The following is a 24,855-nucleotide window of genomic DNA, read 5'->3' on the forward strand; positions in this document are numbered from 1 at the left end:
GTCGTCTTCTCATCCGACAGATCGCGTCGGAGCGGGGTCGCCAGGCGGACGATGTCCCGCGGCGGGATCGAGGGGCGTCCGGTACGGGCGCTCGAGAGGCTCGGTGAACGTCCTTTCAGGAGCGGAAGATGGTTCGCAGGTACGCGTCGGTGATGGTGCTCGGTTCGGTCGTCGGTCTCTGTGCCCTGGTCGGATGCGAAGGCGGGGGAGGCGACATGGCGCCTGTCGAAGGGGGCGCAGCCGACGATGCGATGATGAACGACGGCGCCATGGCGACCGAGTCGATGGAAGGCGCCATGGCCGGAGAGTCGATGGCAGGCGAATCGATGGCCGAGCCGGCGATGAACGAGGAAAAGATGGCCGAACCGGAGATGACGGAGCCGGAGATGGCCGAGCCCGGCAACTGACGCGCGCCCGCTTGAGGCATGCGGAAGGTTCCTGCGCGCGAGGGGCGAGCTCGCGCGGGCCCTTCGTCTCTGCGGATCCCCATTCGGTCGTTCGGTTCCCGTCTCTTGCTTCGGTCGCCTGTAATGACTTCTCCCGACTCCGTACCGCGCGAGCCGGACGACGCGATCACGCCCCCGTGGCTCTACTTCAACCGCCGAAGATTCCTGAAAGGCGCGGCGCTCGCGGGAAGCGTCGGCGTCACGGCAGCCGCTTACCGCGCGTTCGCCGGAGTCTCGGAGGAAATGCCCGAGATGCCGGAACTGCCGGGCCTGATTCGACCGGAAGGAACTTCGAACGGCTTCCGCACGGACGAGACCAGCACGCCCCTGGTCGACGTCGCGCACTACAACAACTTCTACGAGTTCACGACCTCGAAGACCGATGTCGCCTCGGCGGCTCGCGCTTTCCAGGTCGGCGACTGGAAGATATCGGTCGAAGGGCTGGTCGACCGGCCGAAGGTCTTCAGCCTCGGCGACATCGCCGCTCTCGGCCCGCCGGAAGAGCGAGTCTATCGGATGCGGTGCGTCGAAGCCTGGTCGATGGTCGTTCCCTGGGCCGGTATCCCGCTGTCGCGACTGATCGAAGCCGTCCAGCCTATGTCGGCGGCGAAGTACGTCGCCTTCGAGACCCTTTACGATCCCGTCCGCTTCCCGGGACAGAAGGCGGACGTCCTGGAGTGGCCATACGTCGAAGGACTGCGACTGGACGAGGCGATGCACCCGCTGACGCTGCTGGCGACCGGGCTCTACGGACGCGAACTGCCTCCGCAGGACGGCGCGCCGATTCGCCTGATCGTGCCGTGGAAGTACGGGTTCAAGGGAATCAAGTCGATCGTGAAGATCTCCCTCGTCGCCGCCCGTCCGGAGACGTCCTGGTCGAGGAGAGCGCCGCGCGAGTACGGCTTCTACGCCAACGTCAACCCGGAGGTCGACCATCCGCGGTGGAGCCAGGCGACGGAGCGCCGTATCGGACGATCGGGACGCATCCCGACCCGGAGGTTCAACGGCTACGAGGAACAGGTCGGCGAGCTCTACGCCGGTATGGACCTGACCGAAAACTTCTGACGCGCCTCGCTTCGTCAGCCGCCTTACCGCGCATACAGGCGCGCTCTATGAACGATCTGAAATTCTGGAAGTTCCTGGTCATCGTCAACGGCTCCGTTCCGGTAGCCCTGCTGGCGTGGGACGCGTGGAACGGGCGACTGGGCGCCGACCCGACGAATTTCGCCCTGCACACGACGGGCTGGCTGTCGCTCCTCTTTCTGACGCTCTCGCTGGCGGTGACTCCGCTCCGCCGGATCTCCGGCTGGAACGCGATCGTCGGATTCCGCCGTGCGCTGGGCCTGTTCGGCTTCTTCTACGCCTGCGTCCACCTGCTCATCTACGTCGCGTTCGACCAGGCCATGGATCTGGCAGGCGCGGCGAATGAAATCTGGATGCGGCGCTTTCTTCAGATCGGCATGCTGGCCGTCATTCTGATGCTGCCGCTCGCCGTGACTTCGACGGCCCGAGCGATCGCCTGGATGGGAGCGAAGCGCTGGAAGCTCCTGCATCGTCTTGCGTACGTCGTCGCCGGGCTGGCGGTCGTTCACTTTCTGCTGCTGGTGAAGGCCGATCTCCGCGAGCCGCTGATCTTCGCAGGCGTGCTGGGCGGACTGATGTTCGCGCGGGCGGGGTGGCACTACTACGACTTGCGGAAGGCGGCCAGCGCGGGAAAGAGGCCCGCCCCGAATGCGACGCTGCCGCCGCGAAAGAAGTTCTGGTCGGGCGAACTGCGTCTCGCGAGGATCTTCGAAGAGACGCCCGACGTGAAGACGTTTCGGCTGGTCGATCCCGCCGGCGGCGCGCTCCCCTTCGACTACGCGCCCGGACAATATCTCAACCTGCAACTCGACGTCGACGGTCAGACCGTTCATCGTTCGTATACGATCGCCTCCACGCCCACGCGGTGCGGCTATTGCGAGGTCACGGTGAAGCGCGAGGACCAGGGGACGGCCTCACGGTTCCTGCACGATCGCCTGAAGGAGGGCGACCTGCTGCGCGTCTCGGCGCCGGCGGGCAAGTTCGTCTTCCGCGGAGACGAGGCGAACGCCGTCGTCCTCATCGCGGGAGGCGTCGGCGTCACCCCGATGATGTCGATCGTGCGCTACCTCACCGATCGCGGCTGGCCCGGCGAGATTCATTTCCTGATCGGAGTTCGAACGACCGCGGACCTGATCTTCGCCGAGGAGATCGCCAGTCTCGAGAAGCGCTTCCCCCGCCTGCGCGTCCATCGCACCTTCAGTCGGGTCGAAGAAGGAACGGGCGCCGGCGCTCGCCGCGGTCGAATCGATCTCGAATGGTTCCGCGCCTGCGTGCCGGAGCCGGACAAGACCGTCTGCTTCGTCTGCGGTCCCCAGCCGATGATGGACGCCGTCTGCGAAGTCCTGCGCGAAGCGGGGACGCCGGAAGAGTTCATCCGGACTGAGGCGTTCGTTTCGCCCGCGCTTTCGCTGCAGCGAACGGGCGACGACAGCGCTTCGGAGATCTCCGCGTTCGAGGCGCCGGTCCCCGGAGAACGGCGTTCCCTCGACGTGATGGCGGCGACGGCGAACTTTCGCCGATCCGCTCGCAGCGCGACCGTCGATGCGGGAATGACCTTGCTGGAAGCGGGCGAGTCGATCGGGCTCGACCTTCCCTACGAATGCCGCTCCGGGGTCTGCGGTCAGTGCAAGACCCGGCTCCTGGCCGGCTCCGTCGCGATGCGGGTCGAAGCGGCGCTGTCCGAATCCGAGAAGAAGAACGGCTTTATCCTGACCTGCCAGGCCTGCCCGCTGGAGGATGTGACGCTGGACGCCTGAGGCCCCGCTTTTCAGCCGCGGAAGGAATCGGGAGGCTTGCAGCGTCCGGCGAAGGTAGAATGACGGGCGCGCGACGGCGTTCGCGTCTCGCCTGCTTCGGCGCTTTCTCGCGGCAGTTCCTGCCGCGGGGCGTCGAGAAACCAATCCCTCCTTCGTCTCCCGCTCCGCTCATGCTTCGTCCTTGCGCCGTGCGCTGCCGCGTCTTCGTTCACGCGCTGAACGCTCTTTCCGCCCTGGCGGTATCGCTTTTCCTCCTGATCGCCGGCGGCGCCCGCGCCGACGAACCGGCGCAGGAAGCGCCCGCCGGCAAGCCGATCAGGGCGCTGCTCGTCACGGGCGGGTGCTGCCACGACTACGACCGGCAGAAGCTGATCATCCCCAAGGGCGTCTCGGCGCGGGCGAACGTCGAGTGGACCGTCGTCCTGCAAGGGGGTACGACGACCGACACGCCGATCCCGCTCTATAACGATCCCGACTGGGCCGACGGCTACGACATCGTCATCCACAACGAGTGCTTTTCCGGCGTCGGCGACAAGGCCTTCGTCGAGCGCATCCTGAAGCCCCATCGCGAGGGACTCCCCGCGGTGCTGATTCATTGCGCGATGCATTGCTACCGCACGGGCGACGACGCCTGGTTCGAGTTCTGCGGCTTGCAGTCGCCCAACCACGGCCCGCACTACGCCTACACGATCGACAACCGCGCGCCGGACAGCCCCATCATGCAGGGCTTCGGCGATAGCTGGGCCGTGCCGAAGGGGGAGCTTTACAACTCGGTCAAGCTCTGGCCCACGTGCAAGCCCCTCGCGACCGCGAACCGTCAGCCCGACGGTCAGCCGCAGACCTGCGTCTGGACCAACGAGTACGGCAAGGCCCGCGTCTTCGCCACGACGGTCGGCCACTACAACGAGACGATGGCCGACCCGAAGTACCTCGACATGCTGACCCGCGGCATCCTGTGGGCCTGCGGTCGCGACGTCGAACAGGAATTCACGAAGACCGACGCCGAGACCGACGAAGCGATCAGGGCGCTGCTGGCCGTCGATCCGAAGACGGGAGGCGCCGTGCTGGAGAAGCCGGCGGAGTCGACCGCCTGCTGCGGCGAAGGGAACCTGGCGCTGAACAAGCCGACCAAGGCCAGCAGCGAAGAATCGGGCAAGAACAACTTCGCGAAGAACGCGACCGACGGCGACCTCGCCACGCGCTGGTGCGCCAACCAGGCGGACGCGGGCGAATGGTGGCAGGTCGACCTGGGAACGGTGCAGCCGATCGAGTCGGTCCGCATTCGCTGGGAAGGCAAGGCCGCCGCGTACCAGTACCAGGTCGAAGCCTCGACCGACGGCGAAGCCTGGACGCCGATCGTCGACGCGAAGAGCAACGTAAAGGCGAGCCCCGTCTCGTCGCACGAACTGCCGCAGCCCGTCGACGCGAGGTACCTCCGCGTCACCTACTTCAGTTCCAGCACGAAGGCCTGGGGGAGCTTCTACGAGTTCGAGGCCTACGCCGGCAAGCTCCCTGCTTTGGCCGGCGCGGCGAAGGATACGCCCTTTCTGCAGTGCTGCTCCGACGACAACCTCGCCTTCCTGAAGAAGGCCCAGGCGACCAGCGAAGAGACGGGCAAAGGGAACTTCGCGAAGAACGCGACGGACGGCGATCTCGGCACGCGGTGGTGCGCGAACGGTCCCGGTCCCGATCAGTCGCTGGAGGTCGATCTCGGCGGCCCGACGCCGGTTAAGTCGCTTCGCATTCACTGGGAAGGGAACGCCGCCTACCGCTACAAGATCGACGCCGCGAAGAACGGCGAGTGGACCACGATCGTCGACAAGACGTCGAACGGCGACGCGAAGCGAATCGTCGAGCACACGCTCGATCAGCCCGTCGAAACCGATAAGCTGCGCGTGACCTACCTCGGTTCGAGCACGGGGGGCTGGGGCAGCTTCTACGAGATCGAGGCCTATGCGGGCGATCTGCCGAAGTTGCCTGAGGGCGCGGATAAGCCGACCCCGGCAGCCGGTCCGCCGGCGGGCATCGCCGACGTCGCCGCTCCGGCGGAGTTCGAGGTCAAGCTGTTCGGCGCTCCGCCGGAGGTCAACTATCCCACGTGCCTGGCCGCAGGCGTGAACGGCGAGGTCTACGTCGGCGTCGATCCGCAGGGGTCGCTCGGAAAGAAGGCGAACGAAGGGAAGATCCTGCGCTGCCGGGATATCGACGGCGACGGCACGGCGGACGAAATCACCGAATTCGCCCGGGTCGATCATCCCCGCGGCCTGATCGTCGACGGGAACAAAGTCTGGTGCCTGCATCCCCCCTTTCTGTCGGTCCTGACGGACGCGGACGGCGACGGCGTGGCCGAGGATCGCAAGGTTCTGGTCACAGGAATCAGTACGCCGGAGCAGGTGGAGAAGCGAGGCGCCGACCACACGACGAACGGCATCCACCTCGGCATCGACGGCTGGATTTACGTCGCGGTCGGCGACTTCGGCGTCTTCGAATGCACCGGAACCGACGGCACGAGGATCTCCAAGAAGGGGGGCGGCGTCCTCCGCGTGCGACCCGACGGCAGCGAGCTGGAGGTCTACGCCTGGGGCATGCGGAACATCTACGACGTCTGCATCGACCCGACGCTCAACATCTTCACCCGCGACAACACCAACGACGGCGGCGGGTGGAACGTCCGGGTCTCGCACATCCTGCAGTCGGGCGAGTACGGCTACCCCACGCATTACGATCGCTTCGCCGACGAGACGCTCCCCCCGCTGGCGGATTACGGCGGAGGCTCGGGCTGCGGCGGCATGTACGTCCACGACGCCCGGTTGCCCGGCGTCTTCGGCGACGCGGCGTATACCTGCGACTGGGGACGCAGCGAAGTCTATCGCCACAACTTCCCCGCCGCCGGCGCTACGTTCGCCCCGCATCAGGAAGTCTTCGTCAAGATTCCGCGCCCGACCGACATCACGATCGACGGGTCGGGCCTGATCTACGTCGCGAGCTGGAAGAACGGCAACTTCGCCTACGAGGGGGAGAACGTCGGCTTCGTCGCGCAGCTTCGCCCGGTCAACTTCGCCCCCAAGCCGGCGCCCGATTTCGCGTCGCTCTCGGAACCGGAACTGGTCGAACAGCTCTCCGGCCCCAGCGCCGTGCTGCGGATCGCGGCCCAGCAGGAACTGCTCCGCCGGGAAGAAAGCGAAGCGACCGTGAAGGCGCTCTACCAGAGCGCCCGGGACGAGAAGGCTCCTCTGTACGGACGCGTCGCGGCGATCTTCACGCTCAAGCAGCTGCTCGGCGAACGGGCGAACGAGGGGCTTGCGCGACTGGTCGAGGATCCGTCGATTCGCGAGTGGGCGTTAAGGGCGCTGACCGATCGCAAGAACGAGCTTGCCGGCGTCACGAAGGACGCCTTCGTCGCCGCGCTCGCCGACGAGAACCCCCGCGTCCGCGCGCAGGCGCTGATTTCGCTCGGTCGGCTGGGCGACGCTTCGGCGGCGGAGGCGATTCTGCCGCTGACGGTCCGGTCGGCCGACGAACCGATGCCGAGCGGTTCGCCCTTTCATGCTCAGCCCGATCCGGCCCGCGTGATTCCGCATCTCGCGGTGAGGGCGCTCGTCGCGCTCGGGTCCACGGATAAAAGGGCCGTCGACGCGACGCTCGCCGGGCTCGACGGTCCGCACCGCGCGGGCGCCCTGCAGGCGCTTCGGTACCTCCATTCGCAGCAGGCCGTCGACGGAGTCGTCGCGCGCGTGAAGACCGCGAAGGACGAGCCGGCGAGGCAGGAACTGCTCGACCTGCTCGTGCGACTGCATTCGCGCGAAGGCGACTACAAGGGCGACTGGTGGGGGACGCGACCCGATCACAGCGGACCCTACTACGACGCCGTCGCCTGGGAAGGAACGCCTGCCGTCGCCCAGGCGCTGGCGAACGCTTTTCGTTCGGGCGCTCCCGAGACCCGCAACGCGATCGCGACCGAGCTAGCTCGCCTGAAGGTCAAGCTCGACGGCATCGAGATCGCGAGCGCGGAAGCGATGGCCGAAGAGGCGACGCCGATCTCGCTTCCCAAGACGTCGAACGATCCCCGCGCGATCCTGAATCTGTCGTACGAGGACGCCTTCCAGGCGGCGACGAAGACTGCCGGCGACGCGTCGCGAGGGAAGGAACTGTTCGCAACCAAGCAGTGCAACGCCTGCCACACCGACGCGGAGGGCCAGTCGCCGAAGGGCCCCCACCTGGTCGATATCGGCAAGCGCTACAAGCGGGCGGAACTCGTCGAATCGATTCTGCGCCCGAGCGCCAAGCTCGCTCAGGGTTTCGAATCGTGGGCCTTCGTCACCTCGGAAGGCAAAGTGATTAACGGCTTCGTCGTCAGCGAAAGCGCGAACGAAATCGAAATTCGCCAGGCCGACGGCAAGGCCGTAAGCTTGAAGAAGGACGACGTCGAGACCCGCAAGAAGATCGAAATCTCCGTCATGCCCGAGGGTCTCGTCGGCGATCTGACGCCCGAGCGGCTGGCAGATTTGCTGGCGTATCTCGAGTCGTTGAAGAAGGAATGACCTACCTTGGCGAGCGGAGGGTGTTAGCCCTCCGTGTCTTTTTCCGGGGCGCTCAACGCCGCGATTCGAGAGACCTCGCCGAACTGCTTTCGACGAACACGGAGGGCTGACACCCTCCGCTCGCCTGAGAGAAAAATGTCCGTGAAACGCCTGCTTCCGCTGCTCTTCCTGTCGTCGGTTCTCTCGGCGACAGCCGAAGAGCGTCCGCCCGTCGACTTCAATCGCGACGTCCGGCCGATCCTGTCGAACCGCTGCTTCCTCTGTCACGGTCCGGACGAGGAATCGTTGCAGGGGGGGCTCCGGCTCGATCTTCGCGAGGCGGCGCTCGAGGCGGTCGACTCCGGCGCGGTCGCGATCGTGCCGGGCGATCCGGGCGCCAGCGAACTGATCGCCCGCGTCGCGTCCGACGTCGCATCGCTCCGCATGCCGCCCGAGGGGCACGGCGAAGCGCTGACGCAGGCGGAGGTCGAGACCCTTCGCCGGTGGATCGCCGAAGGTGCGAAGTACGCCCAGCACTGGGCCTACGAATCGCCGGTCCGTCCGACGCCGCCGGAAGTCGACGGCGCCGTCGATCATCCCGCCTGGTCGCGCTCGGCCGTCGATCGGTTCATCCTCGCGCGGATGCGGCAGGAGGGACTCGAGCCTTCGCCGCCTGCCGACAAGTACGCCCTCATTCGCCGCGTGTCCCTCGACCTGACCGGCCTGCCGCCGACGATCGAGGAGGTCGACGCGTTCGTCGCCGACGAAGATCCGCTCGCGTACGAACGGCTGGTCGATCGGCTGCTGGCGAGCGAGGCGTACGGCGAACGCTGGGCGAAGGACTGGCTCGATCTCGCGCGGTACGCCGATAGCGCAGGCTACGCCGACGACCCGGGCCGAGAGATCTGGGCCTATCGCGACTGGGTCATCCGCTCGCTGAACGCGAACAAGCCCTTCGACGAGTTCACGATCGAGCAGCTCGCCGGCGACCTTTTGCCGGACGCGACGCAGGACCAGCGGATCGCGACGGCCTTCCATCGCAACACGATGACCAACAGCGAGGGGGGCACCGACGACGAGGAGTTCCGCAACGTCGCCGTCGTCGATCGCGTGAACACGACCTTCGCCGTCTGGATGGGGACGACGATGGCGTGCGCGCAGTGCCATACGCACAAGTACGATCCCCTCACGCAGCACGACTACTTCCGCTTCTTCGCCATCCTGAACCAGTCCGCCGACGCCGATCGTCGGAACGAGGAGCCCCTGCTGACCGCGTTCACCGAAGACCAGACGCAGCAGAAGCTCGCCTGGGAGGCCGAGGTCGCCGAGCTTCGCCCGAAGCTGGCGGTGACCGACGAAATGCGCCTCGACTACGACGCCTGGCGGGCGAAGTTCGCCGGAGCGCCGGGCGGCTGGGCGAACTGGATCCCGGCCAGCGTCTCCTCGAAGGAGGGCGTCCCCTTCGACGTCGACGGCGAAGGCAAGATCCTGGCGAAGAAGTCCGCTGGCAAGGATGACTATGCTGTCGCGCTCTCGCGCGATCGGCTGGCCGATCCGACTCAGCCGATCCGCGCGCTCCGCATCGAGACCTTCCCGCACGCGAGCCTGCCCGGCAAAGGAACCGGATTCGGCGGCGGCAACTTCGTCGTCACCGCGGTCGAAGTCTTCGTCCGCAAGACCGGCGCCGAGATCGCAGCCGATGCGGCGCCGCTTCCCTGGGCCGTAACGAAGTCCGACTACGACCAGGACGGCTTTCCTGCCGCGTCGCTGATGCAGGCGAAGGAGTCGCGTCCCGGCTGGGCCGTCGCGGGGCAGACCGACAAGCCGCATGAACTGCTCCTCGTGCCGAACGAACCGATCGCGCTCGCCGAGGGCGAAGAGCTGTTCGTCCGCATCGAGCAGCGGTCGCCTTACGAAAACCACACGCTGGGAAGTTTCCGTTTCGGAGCTACAGCCGCCGAGGGCTTCGCCGAAGCGTCGAAGCTGCCTAAGGAGATCGCCGAACTGCTGAAGAGGCCTCAGGCAGAGCTGAAGGACGAAGGTCGTAAGAAGCTCGAAACGCACTACGCATCGACCACGGCGCCGGAACTGGCCGCCGTTCGCGATCGCCTGGCGCAGGTCGAGAAGTCGCTCGCCGAACTGAAGCCGGGAATCTCCGTGCCGATCATGGAAGAGCTGGCCGAGAACAAGCGTCGCGAGACGTTCGTGCAGCTTCGCGGCGCCTTCAACGTACATGGCGACAAGGTCGAGCCGGGCTTGCCCGAGGTCTTCCCGCAACCGCCGGAAGGGACGACGCCCAACCGGCTGGCGATGGCGCAGTGGCTCGTCAGCGCGGAGAACCCGCTGACCGCGCGCGTCACGGCGAATCGTTACTGGGAAAGTCTGTTCGGCGTCGGCATCGTCCCGACCAGCGAAGAGTTCGGCAGCCAGGGCGATCCGCCGAGTCATCCCGAACTGCTCGACTGGCTCGCGACGGAACTGGTCCGCCTCGACTGGGACATGAAGGCCTTCCTGAAGCAGCTCGTGATGACCGAGACCTATCGCCAGGCCTCGACCGCCACGGAGGAGAAGTTGGCCCTCGATCCTGACAACCGCTGGCTCGCTCGCGGACCCAGGCAGCGTCTCGCCGCCGAGGCGGTGCGCGACCAGGCGCTGTTCGCGGCGGGACTCCTTTCGCGAAAGATGTTCGGCCCGCCGGTGCGTCCTCCCCAGCCGACGACGGGCCTCAACGCCGCGTTCGGCGGACAGATCGACTGGACCACCAGCGCGGGCGAGGACCGCTACCGCCGGGGACTCTACGTACAGTGGCGGCGCTCGAATCCCTATCCCTCGATGGCCAGCTTCGACGCGCCGACACGCGAGGTCTGCACGCTCAAACGCGTCCCGACCAACACGCCCCTGCAGGCGCTCGTGACGCTGAACGACCCTGTCTACGTCGAAGCCGCCCAGGCCCTCGCGCGTAGAATCATGAAGGAAGCCTCCAACGACGCCGACCGCGCCGTTCGCGGCTTCCGCCTGGTCGTCAGTCGTCCCCCCAGCGATGCCGAACGCGACGCGATCCTCGCGTTGTACGCCGACGCGAAGGCGAACCTCGACGGCAAGCCGGAAGAAGCGACCAAGCTCGCGACCGACCCGCTCGGGCCGCTTCCCGAAGGGATGGACCCGGTCGAACTGGCGGCTTGGACGACCGTCGGTAACGTGCTGCTGAATCTCGACGAAGCGTTGATGAAGCGGTGATCTCTCGTAGGGCAGGCGCCCCGCCTGCCTTGCGGCGTGTACCAGGAATCGTGGCAGGCGGGGCGCCTGCCCTACAAGAAGCTGCCTGCGAAGCGACCCCCTTCCCAGCGAAGGTTAAACGATATGCGACCCGACCTAAATCATCTCACGAACGCCACTCGCCGGCACTTCCTCCAGGCCTCCGGTCTCGGCGTGGGGGCGATGGCGCTGTCGTCGATCCTCTCCGACGAAGGCTACGCCGTCGCTGCTGAAAACAGGGGGGCGCCGGCGATCGACAGCATCGATCCGCTGGCCGCCCGGGCGCCGCACTTCCCGGCCAAGGCGAAGCGGGTGGTCTATCTGCACATGACCGGTTCGCCGCCGAACCTGGACATCTTCGACTACAAGCCCGAACTGGTGAAACGGACCGGCGAGGAATGCCCGCAGCAGTTCCTCGAAGGGAAGAAGTTCGCCTTCACCTCGGGCACGCCCAAGCTGCTCGGCACGCCGCGGAAGTTCGAGCAGGTCGGCCCGGGCGGCCTCTGGATGTCCGACGCGATCCCGCATCTGAAAGAGGTCGCGGGCGACGTCGCGCTGGTCCACTCGATGTACACCGACCAGTTCAATCACGCCCCCGCGGAACTGCTGGTCTACACGGGCTCGCCCCGCTCGGGTCGCCCCTCGATGGGGAGCTGGGTCACGTACGGCCTGGGGTCGGAGAATCGCGACCTGCCCGGGTTCGTGGTGCTGATCTCCTCCGGCGTGCAGCCTAACAGCGGCAAGAACGCCTACGGCAGCGGCTTCCTGCCGTCGGTCTTCCAGGGCGTGCAGTGCCGCTCGAAGGGGGACCCTGTGCTGTACGTCTCCGATCCGCCCGGCATGGACCGGACGCTTCGCCGCCGGACGCTCGACGCGCTCGGCGAACTGAACCGCCTGCAGTCGGAGCAGGAGAATCATCCGGAGACGCTCACCCGCATCGCACAGTACGAACTGGCCTTCCGGATGCAGACCAGCGTGCCCGACGTGATGGACCTGTCGAAGGAAACTCAAGAGTCGCTCGACGCTTACGGCGCCAAGCCGGGCGAATCGAGCCTGGCCAACAACTGTCTTCTCGCCCGGCGTCTTCTGGAGGCGGGCGTCCGGTACGTGCAGCTCTTCGACTGGGGCTGGGACTTCCACGGCACCGGCGCGGGCGAGAACCTGACCCAGGGTCTCACGAACAAGTGCGCGACCATGGACAAGCCCGTCGCCGCGCTGATCAAGGATCTGAAGCAGCGCGGCCTACTCGAAGACACGCTCGTCGTCTGGGGCGGCGAGTTCGGTCGTACGCCCTTCCGCGAGGGACGCACCGCCGGCGGCGACAACCTGGGCCGCGATCACTACCCCGACTGCTACACCATGATGCTGGCGGGCGGCGGCACGAAGGGGGGCTTCGAGTACGGCCAGACCGACGAACTGGGCTTCGGCGTCGCCGAGAACCCGGTCCACGTCCACGACCTCCAGGCCACCATCATGCACCTGCTTGGCTTCGACCACGAACGCCTCACCTTCCGTTTCCAGGGCCGGGACTATCGGCTGACCGACGTGCATGGGAGCGTGGTGAAGGAGTTGATTGCGTAGCGAATGCTCTCGGTGAATGTCGCAAAGGAATTCGCTAATGGTCGTTGAGAGTGATCTCGTAATTCCCGTCTATCTCAATCAGCGATTCGTCTTTGACCTAGTGGCTGTACTTCAAGGCGGGATCTCTTCCGTCACTCGCGTCTCTAACGCCGAATCGAAGTCGTCGCAGAGCGACACGACCATTGGCTCTAACTTCGGAATCGCCGATGCTTTTGCCTCCTTGTTGAAAATAAGCGTCGGAGGGCAGAAGAATCGTCAAGTCGGCGATGGAATGAGTCGGACGACAGAGGAAGAGAAGATTCACACACCGGCGTCATTGTTCGTGCTGTTGAGATCCATTCTCCGCGAACGAGAATTCATTAAAACACTCGGGACAGGAACGGACTTGAAGGCGGGCGACCTCGTTGAGTTCTCGTCGACGCTCACTCGCAACCCTCTCATCGAGTCGCTCGGTGCGTTCGAGCAGTTGATGGAGATGTTCGCTTCGTTCGCCGAAAAGAAGCCGAAGCCCGGAGCGATCTCCACGAGCGACGTCGGAAAGCTACGGGGCCAGATTTCCAGCTTTAACCGAGCCCTCAACGCAGGCGATACGGTAGATCTAATCACTCCTCCTCTTCCCTCGTCCCACAGGGCAGTCGTTTCGATCGAACGACAGTTTCTCAACGATCCAACTATGTCCGACCTCGTTGATGGGACATTCTGTGTAGTGGGAAAAGTGACTCGGTGTTTAGAGGACGACAGCGAAGCTATTAATCTCAATCGAAAGTCGGCGGTCGGAAGGCTGCCTCCCTCGCTGCTGGGAGGCCTGCAGCAGGCACTTAACTCTACCGAGATGGCCGGCTTCGTCTTGCCACCGCCTGAGTGGGACATTCGGGGGCCGGCTATCCAGATTCTTCCCATCGCAATCTTTGCTTAGTTGGACGCTCGCGAGCGACGTACTCTCGGCCGCGAATGAACCTCGTTACATTCGTCGAATTCGCGGCGGTGGTCTCTTCGGCGATCTTCGGCGTGCTGCTGGGATCGCGGAAGCAGATGGACTTCGTCGGCCTGTTCGCGATGGCCTTCGTCGTCGCGTTCGGAGGGGGCACGCTGCGGGATCTGTTCCTCGATCGGACGCCCCTGTTCTGGATCGAGAAGCCGCACTATCCGGCGATCGTGTTCGGCATCGCGCTCTTGGGGGCGCTGGCGCCGCGACTTCCCGCGGCGCTCGAACGCTGGCTGACGGTGCCCGATGCGCTCGGCCTGGGGCTGTTCGCGGTCGTGAGCGTCGATTTCGCACGGCAGGCGGACGTTCCCCTGTTTCCGGCGGCGCTGATCGGCACGATCGCGGGCACCTTCGGCGGCGTCATCGCGGACATCATCTCCAACGAAATCCCGTCGCTCTTCCGGCCCTCGACGCCCCTGTACGCGACGTGCGCCTTCTTCGCCGCCTGGGTCTACCTCGGTCTGGCGGCGATTCAAGCGCCGGAATCGATCGCCTACGGCGTCGCCGCCGGGAGCGCCGTCGCGTTGCGACTCGCCGCGCTCCGCTGGAACGTTCGCCTGACGCGAGAGGGAATGCGATTCTCGAAACATCGCCCCGGCCCCGTCGATCGCCGTCGCGCGGTCGATGACGAAGGCGAATGATCCGACGCGTTCTTCTTGCCTGTCTTACTCTCGATCGCACCCATGCCGCCGACCGAATCTGCCTCGGGCATCGCCTACGCTCTGGAACCCGATCTCTCGGTCGAGGAATTCACGAGCGTGCTGATCCGTTCGACGCTGGCCGAGCGGCGCCCGATCGACCAGCCGGCGCTGCTCGATCGCGCGCTTCGCAACGCGACGGTCATCGTCACGGCCCGCGACGAGCAGGGCGCCCTGGTCGGCGTCTCCCGGGCGCTGACGGACGCTTCCCTGGCGACTTATCTCGCGGATCTGGCCGTCGACGAGGCCCAGCAGGGTCGCGGCATCGGGCGCGAACTGATCCGCCGGACGCACGAAGCGGCGGGGCTGCACACGTTGCTGGTTCTGATCGCGGCCCCGAAGGCCCGGACGTATTACCCCCACATCGGCATGCGTCCGCACGATTCATGCTGGGTAAGAGATCGTGAAGAACCGAGAATCGAGACGAACGGCGCTTAGCGCCTCTCAGGCGAGCGGAGGGTGTCAGCCCTCCGTGTGCGACCAGACTACGCGATCGACTCGTATCGCGCACGTTCGAAAGCGCGACGGAAAGCACGAACCGATCGTGTTCCATGAAGCTTCGCTGCGCGGGACACGGAGGGCTGACACCCTCCGCTCGCCATTCATGCGCCCTCGTTCGCCGCGAATTGCAGCGTCTCGAAGCCGGCGAGGCGGGCGCCGTCGTAGAGGCGGATGACGTGCTTCACGGCGACGTCGGGATCGGGGGCGAGCACGACCGGGGCGTCGGATTTCAGCTCGGCCAGCGACTGCAGGAAGGCGAGCGTCGCGGCCTCGCTCTCCATCGGCGAGCCGTTGACTTCGATCGCGATCCCTTCGCCCGCGCGGTGCAGGCGTACGACGACCGTGTCGAAATCGGCCTCGGGCGGCGGCACGTTGACGACGGTGGGGCGCGTGCCCGCGGCGGTCGAAAGCGGACTGGGGAGCAGGTACTCCACCGCCTGAAAACCGGTCGTCCAGACGAAGAAGACCAGCAGCAGGAAGATCACGTCGATCATCGGCGTGAGCGCCTCGCTCAGGCTGGCGCCGCCCGATCGCGAACCGACGGGAACCCTCATCGCGCTTCCTCCTCGCGGAAGACGGAGATCTGCACGTTCCAGATTTCCGCCCGCGCGCAGGCGACGAGGGCCGGTTCGAGCGCCTCGTAGGGAAGCTCGCGGTCGAGCCGGATCCGAATCCGCACGTCGGCGCCCGATCCCCGCCTGAGTTCGGCCAGTCGATCGGCCAGCGCCTCGACCGGGACCGGTTTGCCGGCCAGCATGACGCTGCGATCGGGCAGGACGTTGATCGTGGCGGAGGGGAGGTCGTCCGGCGCGTCGCTCTGGCCGCTCGCCGCGACGGGCAGCTTCAGCGGGAACATCGACTCCTGCTGCGACAGGCTCGACGCGACCAGGAAGAAGATGATCAGTTGAAACACGACGTCGATCATCGGCGTCATGTCGAAGCCGACCGAGCGGGACCGGGATCGCGAAGGGATCTTCATCGCGAGGGCGGGGGAGGCGGCGCCTGGGGACCGGAAGAGACGCCCGGCTTCGGCGAAGGAACGGGCGCGGGCGCCGGAGCGTTCGCTGGCGCAGGACTTCCGCCCGCGCTACGACGCTTCAAAGGTCGCAGGACGTGCAGCGCTTCGTACGCGACTTCGGCGACCAGTTGATCGACCCGGTTTCGCAGTACGGCGAAGGCGCCCAGCGCGGGGATCGCGATCAGCAGACCGCCCACCGTGGTTATCAGCGCCTGGTAGATCCCTTCCGCCAGGTCGCCGGCTCCTGCCGATCCGCGGGAGAGCGCCACCTGCTGGAAGGCGAAGATCATGCCGACGACGGTGCCGAGCAGGCCGATCATCGGGGCGATGTTGCCGATCGCGGTGAGGTACTCGATCTTGCGGAAGAGCCGCGCGGACTGTTCGGCCAGCGCGTCTTCCATCGACTTCTCCATCGAAGCCCAGCCGCTGTCGACCTCTTCCAGGCCCTTCGCGATCACGAACGCCAGCACGCTCGGACGGTCGACGCATAGCTGCCGGGCGAGTCCGATCTGCCCCGAGCGAACGGCCTCGCTCGCCTCTTCCGCCAGGCCCGGCGGCAGGATGACCGACCGCCGGAGAACGAGGGACTGCTCTACGATCAGGTAGACCGCGATCGCCGAGAGCGCGAACAGAGCGACGACGAACGCGATGCCGAGCAGGCCGCCCGAGAAGACGATCTCGAAGAAGCCGGTCGGGACGTGATCGTCGGCGCCGGCAGAAGCCTCCGCCGCTGCGGTCTCCGGCGAGGTTGCAGCAGGCTCGGTCGCAGGAGCGGCGCCATCTTCCTGCGCCAGCGCTCCGCCCGACCAGCAGGCGAGCGCGAACAGCAGCAGGAGGGTCCCGCCAATCGCGGTCCGGCGGATCGCTCCCAAAGCTGCCTGCGTCCTTGCTAGGATGCCGCTCAAGACTCCCTCCTATTTTGGATGACCATCGCGAAAGGCCGGGCCCTTCCCGGGCGGCAGCGGCGGTCGTTCGTCGAACAAGCTACTCGGTACCAAGCCAGTGCCACCCGAAGGAGCGAGTCGAGGCAACCCGTCCTATCGAGACCTTGTCGCTTCGCTGCGCAGGTTCTCGAGCAGGGTCCGGGCTTCGCGACCTGACGTGGTCTCGCCTCCCCGTTCGACGGCGAATTGTAGCAGCCTCGCCCGTTCGCTCGCAGGCAGGACGCGGGGGGCCTGTTCGGATCCCGAGGGAACTTCGGCGCCGGAGCGAGCGGCGGCGACCAGCGCCGAGGCGACCGTCTCCCGGGGAAACGAATACCCGAGCCCGCAGCGCAGGTAGGCGATCCGCGCGGCGGAAGTATCGCCGGCCCGTTCGTACTCGCGACCGAGCAGCCAGTAAGGCCCCGCCTTGACGCCGGTCGGCAGCTTCTCGACGAGCGCCGCCAGATCTGCCGGCGACTGCGACGGATCGCGCCGTGCCAGTTGCAGCTTCGCGAGCGTGGCGATGATCCGGTCGATCGACGCGGAGAGGGTCTTCAGCTTCGCCTGCGCAGCCGCGGCGAACTCCGGATCGCCCAGCAGCCAGCTCGCCGCGAGCAGTTGGGCCGGTTCGCTGTCGGAATCGAACCAGCCCTTCGCGGCTTCGCGTTCGGGGACGCCCAGCGGCTCGTCCTGCCAGACCAGCGGCAGCGCCTCCGCGTGGGGCGAAGCCGGATCTTCGTCCAGCAGGTAGAGCCCGAACTTCGCCGCGCCCAGCCGGTCCCCCTGCTCTCTTCGAGCCGCCGAGGCGAGCGCGAGAATTTCCCGCTTGACCCACTCCCGCGGCTCCTTCGTTTCCGCGTCGACGAGCGCGTCGAAGGCCTCGGCGAACTGATGCTTCGCGAGGAGTTCCTCTGCCGTTCGCTGGCCCTCGGACTTCGTCGCCTCGACGGAGACGACCTTCTCGCCCGGGATCTCCTGCGTTCGCCCCGGCGCCGTCTGGATCGTCACGACGGATCCGGTCCGTTCCAGGATGGCGCCCTCGATCTTCGTCGGCGGATCTCGCGGATCGTCAGGTTCGACCAGGACGTGATCGGCACGGAGGGGAACTGCCGTGCTCGCAAACATGAGCAGGCCGCACGCTGCCGCTACGAAGCTCCAAGCGGCCCCGTGTGCCACGGCTGGCTTGTTCAGCCGTGCTTTTCGCGCGAGATTGCTTTCGCCCACTGGTCTCCTCCGTGTGCCACGGCTGGCTGGCCCAGCCGTGCTGCCGCTCGTGTCGATGCGGCTATGCAAGTTCGTAAGGCACGGGCGAGACGGGTCGCTCCCTACGGAAAGATCGAGCTGTCGCTCTTGGCGGCCTTCTCGCTGTCGGGCTTCGATTCGTCGGAGGCTTCGTCGGCGTGGACCTGCGAATCGAGCGTCTGCGCGCGGAAGGCCTGCTCCTCCGCCGCTTCGATCTTCTCCTCGATTTCCGCCTCCGTGACCAGTTCCTCGGGATCGATTTCATGCACCGGCGGAAGGGGCTGCGCGGGCGAAAGGTCCGCGTCGTCCAGCGGCAGCGAATCGCCCAGCGGGTCGATCGGAACGCCCGAGTAAAGCTCGTCGCCGACGCTCTCCTCCTCGGCCAGCGAGGCTTCTTCCATGTCTGCCTCTTCGATCACCTCGTCCGAGAGGTCCATCGACTCGATCTCGTCGTGCTGCGTCTCGAGATCGGCGATCGCCTCCAGTTCGCTCTCGCCCGGCGCTCCGACTGCGGCTAGCGCTGCGGCGGAGGAACCGGCGGAAGCGAGCGCGTTCAGCGGCGGCTTCGACGCGGGGGTCTCCTTCGGCTCGTGAGCGCCGACCTTGAAGATCTCCTCCGTGTTCCGTTTCAGAATCCGCGTGCCGAGCTCGATCGCGTGGACTTCGCTCCACCCCAGGTCGAGGACGTACTTCTCGGCGAGCACCTTCGCCAGAACGCGGCGGTACATCGCGAACTTCGGCAGCGCGAACTCCAGCTTGTACATGTCGCTGTAGTAGCCGACCAGCTTCGTTCGCGGCACGGCCTCGATCCGGGCGGACAGATCCCGCTCGATGACCGACGGCGTGTTCGAGTACCACCAGTGCCCGTTCGCGACGACGTTCGGGAAGATCCAGGAGTAGCTGGCCAGCTCCTGGTTCGTCACGCTGGCGAGAACCGAGACCGGGAACGTCACGCCGGGGAAGGCGTTGAACAGCTCGGCGTACTGGATCAGCGAGACCCGGCTGTCGTACAGGTCGCGGCCCTGGTGGACGCCGTCGCGATAGACGTTGCGGTTGACGCCGATCATCAGATCGAACGGCAAGTCGTGCTGATCGCAGAGTTCGGCCAGCGACCAGAAGACGAACCGCGCCGCGGCCTGGCGCTGGGCTTCGCTGGCCTCTTCGCCCTTGGCGTAGAGATCAGCGACGGCGGTGTCCGCCCGCTTGAGCGTCACCGGCGCCGGCGAGAAGTCGGGCGGCAGCGAGATCGCGCAGGCCTTGCACCCCTTCGCATAGAAATGCTTGAAGAGCGCGGCGAGCGCATCCTGCAGCGATCGCGCGTCCTTGACGTCGATGCCCGACGCCTTCGCCAGACGCTCCCGCACGGACGGCTTGGCCAAGTGAAAGACCAGGTCGTCCGTCCTGAGACAGGGGACGTACTTCTTCGTGTCGAAGCCTTCGAGCGGATCGTCGAAGTCGTTGGTCAGGAAGACGGCCGAAAGCTTGCTCTGCTTCAGAACGTCGTCGGCCCACGTGGGCGAGGCGGCCTTCTTCTCGGCAGCGTCGTACAGATCCTGAAAGTTGTGCGGCGTGAGCCAGTCGCCCTGGAAGCCGAAGAACTGCTGCGCGATCTCGATCAGCCAGCGGTACTGGATCGTGTTCTCCAGCGGGCTGAGGTTCTCGACCAGCCGGCGGACCTTCTCCTGCGGGTCCAGACCCGCCGCTTCGATCGATGCCTTGGGCATCCCCGCGGAATGGGCCAGTTCCGTGTAGTAGTGGTAGCCCAGCAGGTCGGCCAGGTTCGTCGACGCCGGCGCATGGGGGTCGATGTGCGTGTGCGGATCGACGATGACCAGCGACGAAAGTTCGCGATAGATGCGGTCGACGAGCTGACGGCTCATGAGATCTTCGGGAGAAGCGAAGAAGCGAAAAGTACCCCCTCAGCCGCAGGTTACCGCCGCGGCGAACGGTCCATCTTACTTGCCGGTTCCGGGGACGGAAACGACGGACCGGGACCGCGGGGAACCTCTTCCGGTCCGTCGCCGGGAAGCGAGCGAAAGTACCTCGTCGAGAGCTTCCCATTCGGATTGGAGGGATCCGGTCGAGCCGTTAACCTTCGTACAGTCGAACTTCGATCGTCCGCCGATTCCAATCGGGTCGATGCGTTCGCCTTTCAGAACATAGGGGAGAGGGACTCCTTTATGGACGAACTAACGGCCAGGCCGCGTCGGTTCTGGAAGTTGTCGCTCGCCGGCTGCTGCGCGGCGATGCTCTGGCTCGGCGCCTACTTCGGCGGCAGGAACGCTGGCTTCGACACGGGTCATATCGAAGGGATTCAGTCGGCTCGTCCGCGAGCGGTCGCTATCGGCTGGGTCCAGGGCTTTCGAGAAACCAAGGAGCGGCACTCCGGGGACAAGATCTACGAGTACGTCTTCGAGGTCGAGGACGCGATGTACGAACGCCTGAAGAAGCAGCCGGGCGAGGCGCTCTCCCCCGCCGAGATCAACGCGGCTTTCACTCAACTGATCCAGGAGATCACCCAGACGGTCGACCCGAAGAGTTGGCCCGCGATCGGCGGCACGGGCGCCGCAGCCATCCGCGGCTTTCCGACGAATCGGACGCTGGTGGTTTCCCAGACGGCGGGGAATCAGGCGGAGATCGCGAGTTATCTCTACGCGAGGGACGACTATCTCGCGTGGAAGAAGTCGACCGAGACGCGCTGACGCCCGGCGCCGCCGCTCGTCCTGCTGTCGAACAGGAAATCGGACCGCCATGGAAGCACGTCCCCGGCTCATCTATCGCCTGCTCCAGTGGACCTTCGTGGCATGCGTCGCCGCGGCGCTCTGGACGGCGGGGTATTTCGGCGGACGCCCGGTCGGACGCGAGCAAGGCTACGCCGACGGCCTGGTCCCGGCGGCGGAAGGGATCGAGGCAGGACGCGTCGATGCGATTCAGGACCTCATCGAGGGGCGGACGCGCGAATCGTGGTACGCGCACGTCTACGACGTTCAGCCTCTGATCGCGAGGCGCCTGGGCAAGAACCCGGTCGAACCGACGAACTCCGAGCAGGCGAACGAGGCGCTGGCGGAACTTGCCGAAGAAATCTACCGCGACGTGGGGCCAGAGACGGACTTCATCGACGGTCCCCTCTTCCGCGTTCGGGCCGCTCCGGCCGATCAGAGCCTCGTCGTGGAGGCGACCGCTCCGCGACACGCCGAACTGGCCGTCTATCTGAAATCGAAAGAGGACTACCTCGCCTGGAAGGCCGCCTTCGAAGAAACTTCGCCGCTTCCTCAGGGCGATAACGCCGGGGGGAGAGGGCTGCGCTGAACGCTCGCCGGACCGCGCACCATGAAAGCATGAATCCGAACTGTGATTCGGAGGCGCAGTAGCTTACTCTCGTCCGATATCGCTCCGAACCGTTCATGCGAAGGAGGCGGATCGGCCATGGATTCGAAACCTCGTCTTTCCGCACGGGCGCTGCGGTGGTCGCTTGCCGGCCTTTGCACCGCCCTGCTTTGGGTCGCCGGTTACTTCGGCGGACGACACGCAGGGTACGACCGTGGGCACGAAGCGGGTTTCGCGGCGGGACAGTCGGAAGGCTACGAGCGCTCGCTCGATCTTTCTGCCATTCTTCAAGAACGCGAAGGCGTGTTCGACGTCGCTGATCTGATCGACCAGCGGATCTCCCGCTCCGTCGGCAGCGGCTGGAACCAAACGGTCGTCGATGCCGAAATGGCGAAAGTGATCGAGGAGATACGTACCGAGGTGGAGCCCGACCGCTGGAAAGCGGAGCAGGCCGGTCCGACCATCCAAGGTTTGCCGAATCTGGTCGTCGTGGTGAATGCCGAGCCTCGACTCGTTGCCGAAGTCGGCGCCTACTTGAGATCGAAGGATGAATACCTCGCCTGGAAGCGGGCCGAGAGCGAAGGCCCCTGACGCTAACTGCGCATGTCCAACAACCCCGTCGTGAAGTTCCTGACCGCCGTGCTGATCTTCGCCGCCTGGGCGTGGGTGGCGATCATGATTCCGGTCGGCGTGCTGGTCTGGTACTTCTGGCCCCGGTTTCAGGAGCCGGAGATCGTTACCGTTCCGACGCCGGAAGTCGCGACGTCGCCCACGGAGAATCAACCTCCGCCGGTCGCGCCGCCTGCCGGCCTGCCGCCCGGGATGCGTCGGGCGGAAGGGTATGTCGTCGCGGACGATGCCAGCGATTCGCCCGGACCGTCGTCGATGGGAGGGCCGACGAATCCGGTCGCCGGCGTGCCCGTTCCGGAGTTCCCCGACCCCGCGGACGTCGTCCCCTGGTCGCCCAAGCCGGGGGCCTTTCTGTACCAGATGGCGTGGCCGGGCGATCTGTCCCTGCCGGGAGGCGTCGGGACGATCTGGCTCTACCTGCCGCCGGGCGAACTGACCGAGGCCTCGCTCCCCTGCGTGCTGATCGGAGCGGGCGGGTCGAACCTGCTCTCGGGCAAGGCGCTCGACGACGACGACATGGCCGAGCACATCCCCTACGTGCAGGCGGGCTTCGCGGTCGTCGCCTTCTCCATCGACGGCGACCCCCGGTATACCGACCAGCCCTATCGCAAGTTTCGTGACGCGTTCGGCGGCATGGTCAACGCCCGGAACGCGCTGGAGTTCGTGCTGGCGAAGACGCCCGAGGTCGATCCCGAACGGATCTTCATCGCGGGGCACAGCAGCGCCGCGACGTTGGCCCTGCTCTACGCGGAGCACGAACCGCGGCTGAAGGGCTGCGTCGCCTACATGCCGGTGTACGACGTCGTCGGCGCGCTCGGAAAGGCGCCGGCATTGCGGTCGGTCGATCCCGACGCGCCGCAGTTCCTTTCGAGAAGCTCGCCCCGTTCGTTCGCCGATCGCCTCCGCTGTCCGGTCTTCCTGTTCGGGTCGGAGAAAGACGGCAATGTCCCGGTCGCGACCGTTCGCCGTGCGGCCAGCGATCTTCGCGTCCGCGGGAAGGACGTGACGACCGAGATCGCGCCGACGGGCGACCACTATCGCGCGATGATCGAGAGCGGCATTCCAGCCGGGATCGAGTGGTTGAAAGCGCGGACGTAACTGATCCAGGCGAGCGGGGGGTGTCAGCCCTCCGTGTCTGCGCCGAAGAAAGCATTCCCTAGCACGGAGGGCTCACACCCTCCGCTCGCCGAAGAGCCGAATCGTCGATGAATAATCCGTCGAATCCGACTCTCAAAATCGTCGGCATCGTCGCGGCGATAATCGCCGTCGCGGGCCTGCTCGTCTGCTGCGGATGCGGCGGTCTGATGTACTGGGTTTCGTCGACGCCGGCCGCTTCCGCCGCGGCTCTCCAGCCGTTCGAACCGGCCAGCGTTCCGATCCCGCCGATGCCCGACCGCTCGGCGGTCGAACCGTACGAGGTCGATTCCGGCGTGCTGCTGACGGAGTTGCAGTTCGCGGGATCGGGACCGGGTCAGACCGGTCAGATCTGGCTCTACCTGCCGCCCGGCGATCACGCGCCGGGGTCGCTCCCCTGCGTGCTGATCGGCCCGGCAGGGACGACGATGATGGAAGGCATGGATCTCGGCGAAGGGGACCAGGCAGAGCATATTCCGTACGTGCAGGCCGGCCTCGCGGTCGTCGCCTACTCGCTCGACGGGCCCACCGACGGACTGTTCGAACCGGCGGCGTTCGACGCTTTCCGTGACTCGATGGCCGGCGTCGTGAACGGACGCAACGCGATGGAGTTCGTTCTGGCGAAGGTTCCTGAGGTCGATCCGAATCGCATCTTCGCCGCGGGCCACAGCAGCGCCGGAACGGTGGCGCTGCTCTTCGCCGAGCACGAACCGCGCCTCGCCGGCGTCGCGGCCTACATGCCGGTCTACGATATGCCGGCTCGCTTCGGACCGGCGCTTCGCGGCATCGAAATGCAGTTGACCGGGGCGACCGACTTCGCCCATCGCAGCTCGCCGAAGACGCATGCCGACCGGCTGAACTGCCCGGTGTTTCTCTACACCGCGGACGACGACGGCAACGTTCCCGCCGCGGACGTCAAAGCGGCCGCCGGGGATCTCCGCTCTCGCGGCAAGGACGTCACGATCGACGTCGCCCCCTTCGGCGATCACTACCAGCCGATGATCGACAGCGGCATTCCCGCAGCGATCGAGTGGATGAAGACGAAGGGAGCGTAGGCGGAGCTGATTTCGAAAACGAGCGGAGATCCGATGACGACACCCGACGACTGCGATCGAATCCGGCGAGTCTTCGATCGCTTCGAGGGGGGCGAGTTCGTTCAGCACGGCGACGAGGCTCCTTACGCCGACGTCCCTGCGAACGGACAGATGGGACCGCTCGTCTACTGCACGAAGCGAAGCGTGCTGCCAGAAGCGTCACGGCGCGAACCCGCGTTTGTGCCGTTCGACGCTTTAACCAAAGCTGGCCTACCTTCGGAGAGCGAGCGCGCTACTCTTGTCCAGCGCCTGCTCGCCGAACGGCAGGTCTTCTTCCTGGGGGATCTCGATCCGCCGGATCTTCTCATTTATGCCTGGTTGCGAGGCGCGGCGCCTGACGCGAACATCGCCTACCTCGGCATCGACGATCGAACGTTGCAGGAAGCGGGCCTCCTGCAGGATGATCGCGTTCTCGAGAGCGCGACGCAATCCTTGTCGCCTGAGGAACGAGAGGCCTTGCCGCTGACGGCGCCGTTCCTGCGGGCGCCCCTCGAAGAGCTTGTCGGTCCCAGCAGCGCCAGAGTGTTGCAGTCGGGCCGGAAGATCGAGCTCGAAGCGCTGCTGCTTCGGGACCCTCTGCTTCAGAGCAAGCTGAGCGTGCGACTTCGCGACGACTAAAATCCCAGAACGTCGTGCGTCTCCTCGAGTTCGGTTTCGTCAT

The 24,855-nt window shown here is 66.1% G+C and carries 20 protein-coding genes; 15 read left to right on the top strand and 5 right to left on the bottom strand.

The window, feature by feature from the left end; genetic code table 11:
* The first annotated feature begins 128 nt into the window (after positions 1 to 128).
* The 9 genes from SH602x_RS24330 to SH602x_RS24370 all read left to right on the top strand — a co-directional run bounded on the left by SH602x_RS24330 (position 129) and on the right by SH602x_RS24370 (position 14,763).
* The gene (locus SH602x_RS24330; RefSeq protein ID WP_479474726.1) at positions 129 to 407 is read left to right on the top strand and encodes a hypothetical protein; all 279 of its coding nucleotides are present in this window, start codon (positions 129 to 131) and stop codon (positions 405 to 407) included.
* Positions 408 to 530: 123 nt separating this feature from the next.
* Positions 531 to 1,511 carry a protein-methionine-sulfoxide reductase catalytic subunit MsrP gene (gene msrP / locus SH602x_RS24335; RefSeq protein ID WP_479474727.1) on the top strand — a complete coding sequence of 327 codons (981 nt, stop codon included), beginning with the start codon at positions 531 to 533 and terminating at the stop codon, positions 1,509 to 1,511.
* 47 nt (positions 1,512 to 1,558) lie between these two features.
* On the top strand, positions 1,559 to 3,286 hold the full coding sequence (locus SH602x_RS24340; protein ID WP_479474728.1) for a 2Fe-2S iron-sulfur cluster-binding protein: 1,728 nt from the start codon (positions 1,559 to 1,561) through the stop codon (positions 3,284 to 3,286).
* Between the two features lie 170 nt (positions 3,287 to 3,456).
* A complete protein-coding gene (locus SH602x_RS24345; RefSeq protein ID WP_479474729.1) occupies positions 3,457 to 7,827 on the top strand; it encodes a discoidin domain-containing protein in 4,371 nt (1,456 codons plus the stop codon).
* Positions 7,828 to 7,962: 135 nt separating this feature from the next.
* Positions 7,963 to 11,043, top strand: a complete 3,081-nt coding sequence (locus SH602x_RS24350) for a PSD1 and planctomycete cytochrome C domain-containing protein (protein WP_479474730.1) — start codon at positions 7,963 to 7,965, stop codon at positions 11,041 to 11,043.
* A 123-nt stretch (positions 11,044 to 11,166) separates the two neighbouring features.
* Positions 11,167 to 12,642 (top strand): DUF1501 domain-containing protein, encoded by a 1,476-nt coding sequence (locus SH602x_RS24355; RefSeq protein WP_479474731.1) that lies wholly within the window; start codon positions 11,167 to 11,169, stop codon positions 12,640 to 12,642.
* Between the two features lie 37 nt (positions 12,643 to 12,679).
* Positions 12,680 to 13,558 (top strand): DUF6414 family protein, encoded by an 879-nt coding sequence (locus SH602x_RS24360; RefSeq protein ID WP_479474732.1) that lies wholly within the window; start codon positions 12,680 to 12,682, stop codon positions 13,556 to 13,558.
* Positions 13,559 to 13,593: 35 nt separating this feature from the next.
* On the top strand, positions 13,594 to 14,268 hold the full coding sequence (locus SH602x_RS24365) for a trimeric intracellular cation channel family protein (protein WP_479474733.1): 675 nt from the start codon (positions 13,594 to 13,596) through the stop codon (positions 14,266 to 14,268).
* A gap of 42 nt (positions 14,269 to 14,310) precedes the next feature.
* Positions 14,311 to 14,763, top strand: coding sequence for a GNAT family N-acetyltransferase (locus SH602x_RS24370; RefSeq protein ID WP_479474734.1), 453 nt, complete (start codon positions 14,311 to 14,313; stop codon positions 14,761 to 14,763).
* A 164-nt stretch (positions 14,764 to 14,927) separates the two neighbouring features.
* Here SH602x_RS24370 and SH602x_RS24375 read toward each other — a convergent pair whose 3' ends face one another.
* The 5 genes from SH602x_RS24375 to SH602x_RS24395 form a co-directional block, all read right to left on the bottom strand.
* Complete coding sequence (locus SH602x_RS24375; RefSeq protein ID WP_479474735.1) at positions 14,928 to 15,380, bottom strand: ExbD/TolR family protein; 453 nt, start codon at positions 15,378 to 15,380, stop codon at positions 14,928 to 14,930.
* Positions 15,377 to 15,805, bottom strand: coding sequence for an ExbD/TolR family protein (locus SH602x_RS24380; protein WP_479474736.1), 429 nt, complete (start codon positions 15,803 to 15,805; stop codon positions 15,377 to 15,379). The genes SH602x_RS24375 and SH602x_RS24380 overlap by 4 nt, the downstream gene beginning before the upstream one ends.
* Positions 15,802 to 16,749 (bottom strand): MotA/TolQ/ExbB proton channel family protein, encoded by a 948-nt coding sequence (locus SH602x_RS24385; protein WP_479474737.1) that lies wholly within the window; start codon positions 16,747 to 16,749, stop codon positions 15,802 to 15,804. Before SH602x_RS24385 ends, SH602x_RS24380 begins: the two co-directional genes overlap by 4 nt.
* Positions 16,750 to 16,881: 132 nt before the next feature.
* Entirely contained in the window at positions 16,882 to 17,892 is a 1,011-nt protein-coding gene (locus tag SH602x_RS24390) for a hypothetical protein (protein WP_479474738.1), read from the bottom strand.
* 200 nt (positions 17,893 to 18,092) lie between these two features.
* A complete protein-coding gene (locus tag SH602x_RS24395; protein WP_479474739.1) occupies positions 18,093 to 19,889 on the bottom strand; it encodes a glucuronate isomerase in 1,797 nt (598 codons plus the stop codon).
* Between the two features lie 300 nt (positions 19,890 to 20,189).
* Here SH602x_RS24395 and SH602x_RS24400 point away from each other — a divergent pair, with 300 nt between their 5' ends.
* From SH602x_RS24400 to SH602x_RS24425, 6 genes are all read left to right on the top strand, one after another.
* On the top strand, positions 20,190 to 20,711 hold the full coding sequence (locus SH602x_RS24400; protein WP_479474740.1) for a hypothetical protein: 522 nt from the start codon (positions 20,190 to 20,192) through the stop codon (positions 20,709 to 20,711).
* 49 nt (positions 20,712 to 20,760) lie between these two features.
* A complete protein-coding gene (locus SH602x_RS24405) occupies positions 20,761 to 21,318 on the top strand; it encodes a hypothetical protein (protein ID WP_479474741.1) in 558 nt (185 codons plus the stop codon).
* Between the two features lie 117 nt (positions 21,319 to 21,435).
* Positions 21,436 to 21,927 (top strand): hypothetical protein, encoded by a 492-nt coding sequence (locus SH602x_RS24410; protein ID WP_479474742.1) that lies wholly within the window; start codon positions 21,436 to 21,438, stop codon positions 21,925 to 21,927.
* Between the two features lie 12 nt (positions 21,928 to 21,939).
* Positions 21,940 to 23,064 carry an alpha/beta hydrolase family protein gene (locus tag SH602x_RS24415; RefSeq protein ID WP_479474743.1) on the top strand — a complete coding sequence of 375 codons (1,125 nt, stop codon included), beginning with the start codon at positions 21,940 to 21,942 and terminating at the stop codon, positions 23,062 to 23,064.
* Positions 23,065 to 23,171: 107 nt separating this feature from the next.
* Entirely contained in the window at positions 23,172 to 24,155 is a 984-nt protein-coding gene (locus SH602x_RS24420; protein ID WP_479474744.1) for an alpha/beta hydrolase family protein, read from the top strand.
* A 33-nt stretch (positions 24,156 to 24,188) separates the two neighbouring features.
* Positions 24,189 to 24,812, top strand: coding sequence for a hypothetical protein (locus tag SH602x_RS24425; protein ID WP_479474745.1), 624 nt, complete (start codon positions 24,189 to 24,191; stop codon positions 24,810 to 24,812).
* Positions 24,813 to 24,855: the final 43 nt, after the last annotated feature.

Source organism: Lignipirellula cremea (genome assembly GCF_056501455.1).

Coding starts and splice junctions, on each gene's coding strand:
- SH602x_RS24415 (WP_479474743.1), top strand. CDS start 21,940: ATGTCCAACAACCCCGTCGTGAAGTTCCTGACCGCCGTGCTGATCTTC.
- SH602x_RS24330 (WP_479474726.1), top strand. CDS start 129: ATGGTTCGCAGGTACGCGTCGGTGATGGTGCTCGGTTCGGTCGTCGGT.
- SH602x_RS24395 (WP_479474739.1), bottom strand. CDS start 19,889: ATGAGCCGTCAGCTCGTCGACCGCATCTATCGCGAACTTTCGTCGCTG.
- SH602x_RS24350 (WP_479474730.1), top strand. CDS start 7,963: ATGTCCGTGAAACGCCTGCTTCCGCTGCTCTTCCTGTCGTCGGTTCTC.
- SH602x_RS24370 (WP_479474734.1), top strand. CDS start 14,311: ATGCCGCCGACCGAATCTGCCTCGGGCATCGCCTACGCTCTGGAACCC.
- SH602x_RS24405 (WP_479474741.1), top strand. CDS start 20,761: ATGGAAGCACGTCCCCGGCTCATCTATCGCCTGCTCCAGTGGACCTTC.
- SH602x_RS24400 (WP_479474740.1), top strand. CDS start 20,190: ATGGACGAACTAACGGCCAGGCCGCGTCGGTTCTGGAAGTTGTCGCTC.
- SH602x_RS24355 (WP_479474731.1), top strand. CDS start 11,167: ATGCGACCCGACCTAAATCATCTCACGAACGCCACTCGCCGGCACTTC.
- SH602x_RS24365 (WP_479474733.1), top strand. CDS start 13,594: ATGAACCTCGTTACATTCGTCGAATTCGCGGCGGTGGTCTCTTCGGCG.
- SH602x_RS24420 (WP_479474744.1), top strand. CDS start 23,172: ATGAATAATCCGTCGAATCCGACTCTCAAAATCGTCGGCATCGTCGCG.
- SH602x_RS24360 (WP_479474732.1), top strand. CDS start 12,680: ATGGTCGTTGAGAGTGATCTCGTAATTCCCGTCTATCTCAATCAGCGA.
- SH602x_RS24345 (WP_479474729.1), top strand. CDS start 3,457: ATGCTTCGTCCTTGCGCCGTGCGCTGCCGCGTCTTCGTTCACGCGCTG.
- SH602x_RS24340 (WP_479474728.1), top strand. CDS start 1,559: ATGAACGATCTGAAATTCTGGAAGTTCCTGGTCATCGTCAACGGCTCC.
- SH602x_RS24375 (WP_479474735.1), bottom strand. CDS start 15,380: ATGAGGGTTCCCGTCGGTTCGCGATCGGGCGGCGCCAGCCTGAGCGAG.
- msrP (WP_479474727.1), top strand. CDS start 531: ATGACTTCTCCCGACTCCGTACCGCGCGAGCCGGACGACGCGATCACG.
- SH602x_RS24390 (WP_479474738.1), bottom strand. CDS start 17,892: ATGTTTGCGAGCACGGCAGTTCCCCTCCGTGCCGATCACGTCCTGGTC.
- SH602x_RS24425 (WP_479474745.1), top strand. CDS start 24,189: ATGACGACACCCGACGACTGCGATCGAATCCGGCGAGTCTTCGATCGC.
- SH602x_RS24380 (WP_479474736.1), bottom strand. CDS start 15,805: ATGAAGATCCCTTCGCGATCCCGGTCCCGCTCGGTCGGCTTCGACATG.
- SH602x_RS24410 (WP_479474742.1), top strand. CDS start 21,436: ATGGATTCGAAACCTCGTCTTTCCGCACGGGCGCTGCGGTGGTCGCTT.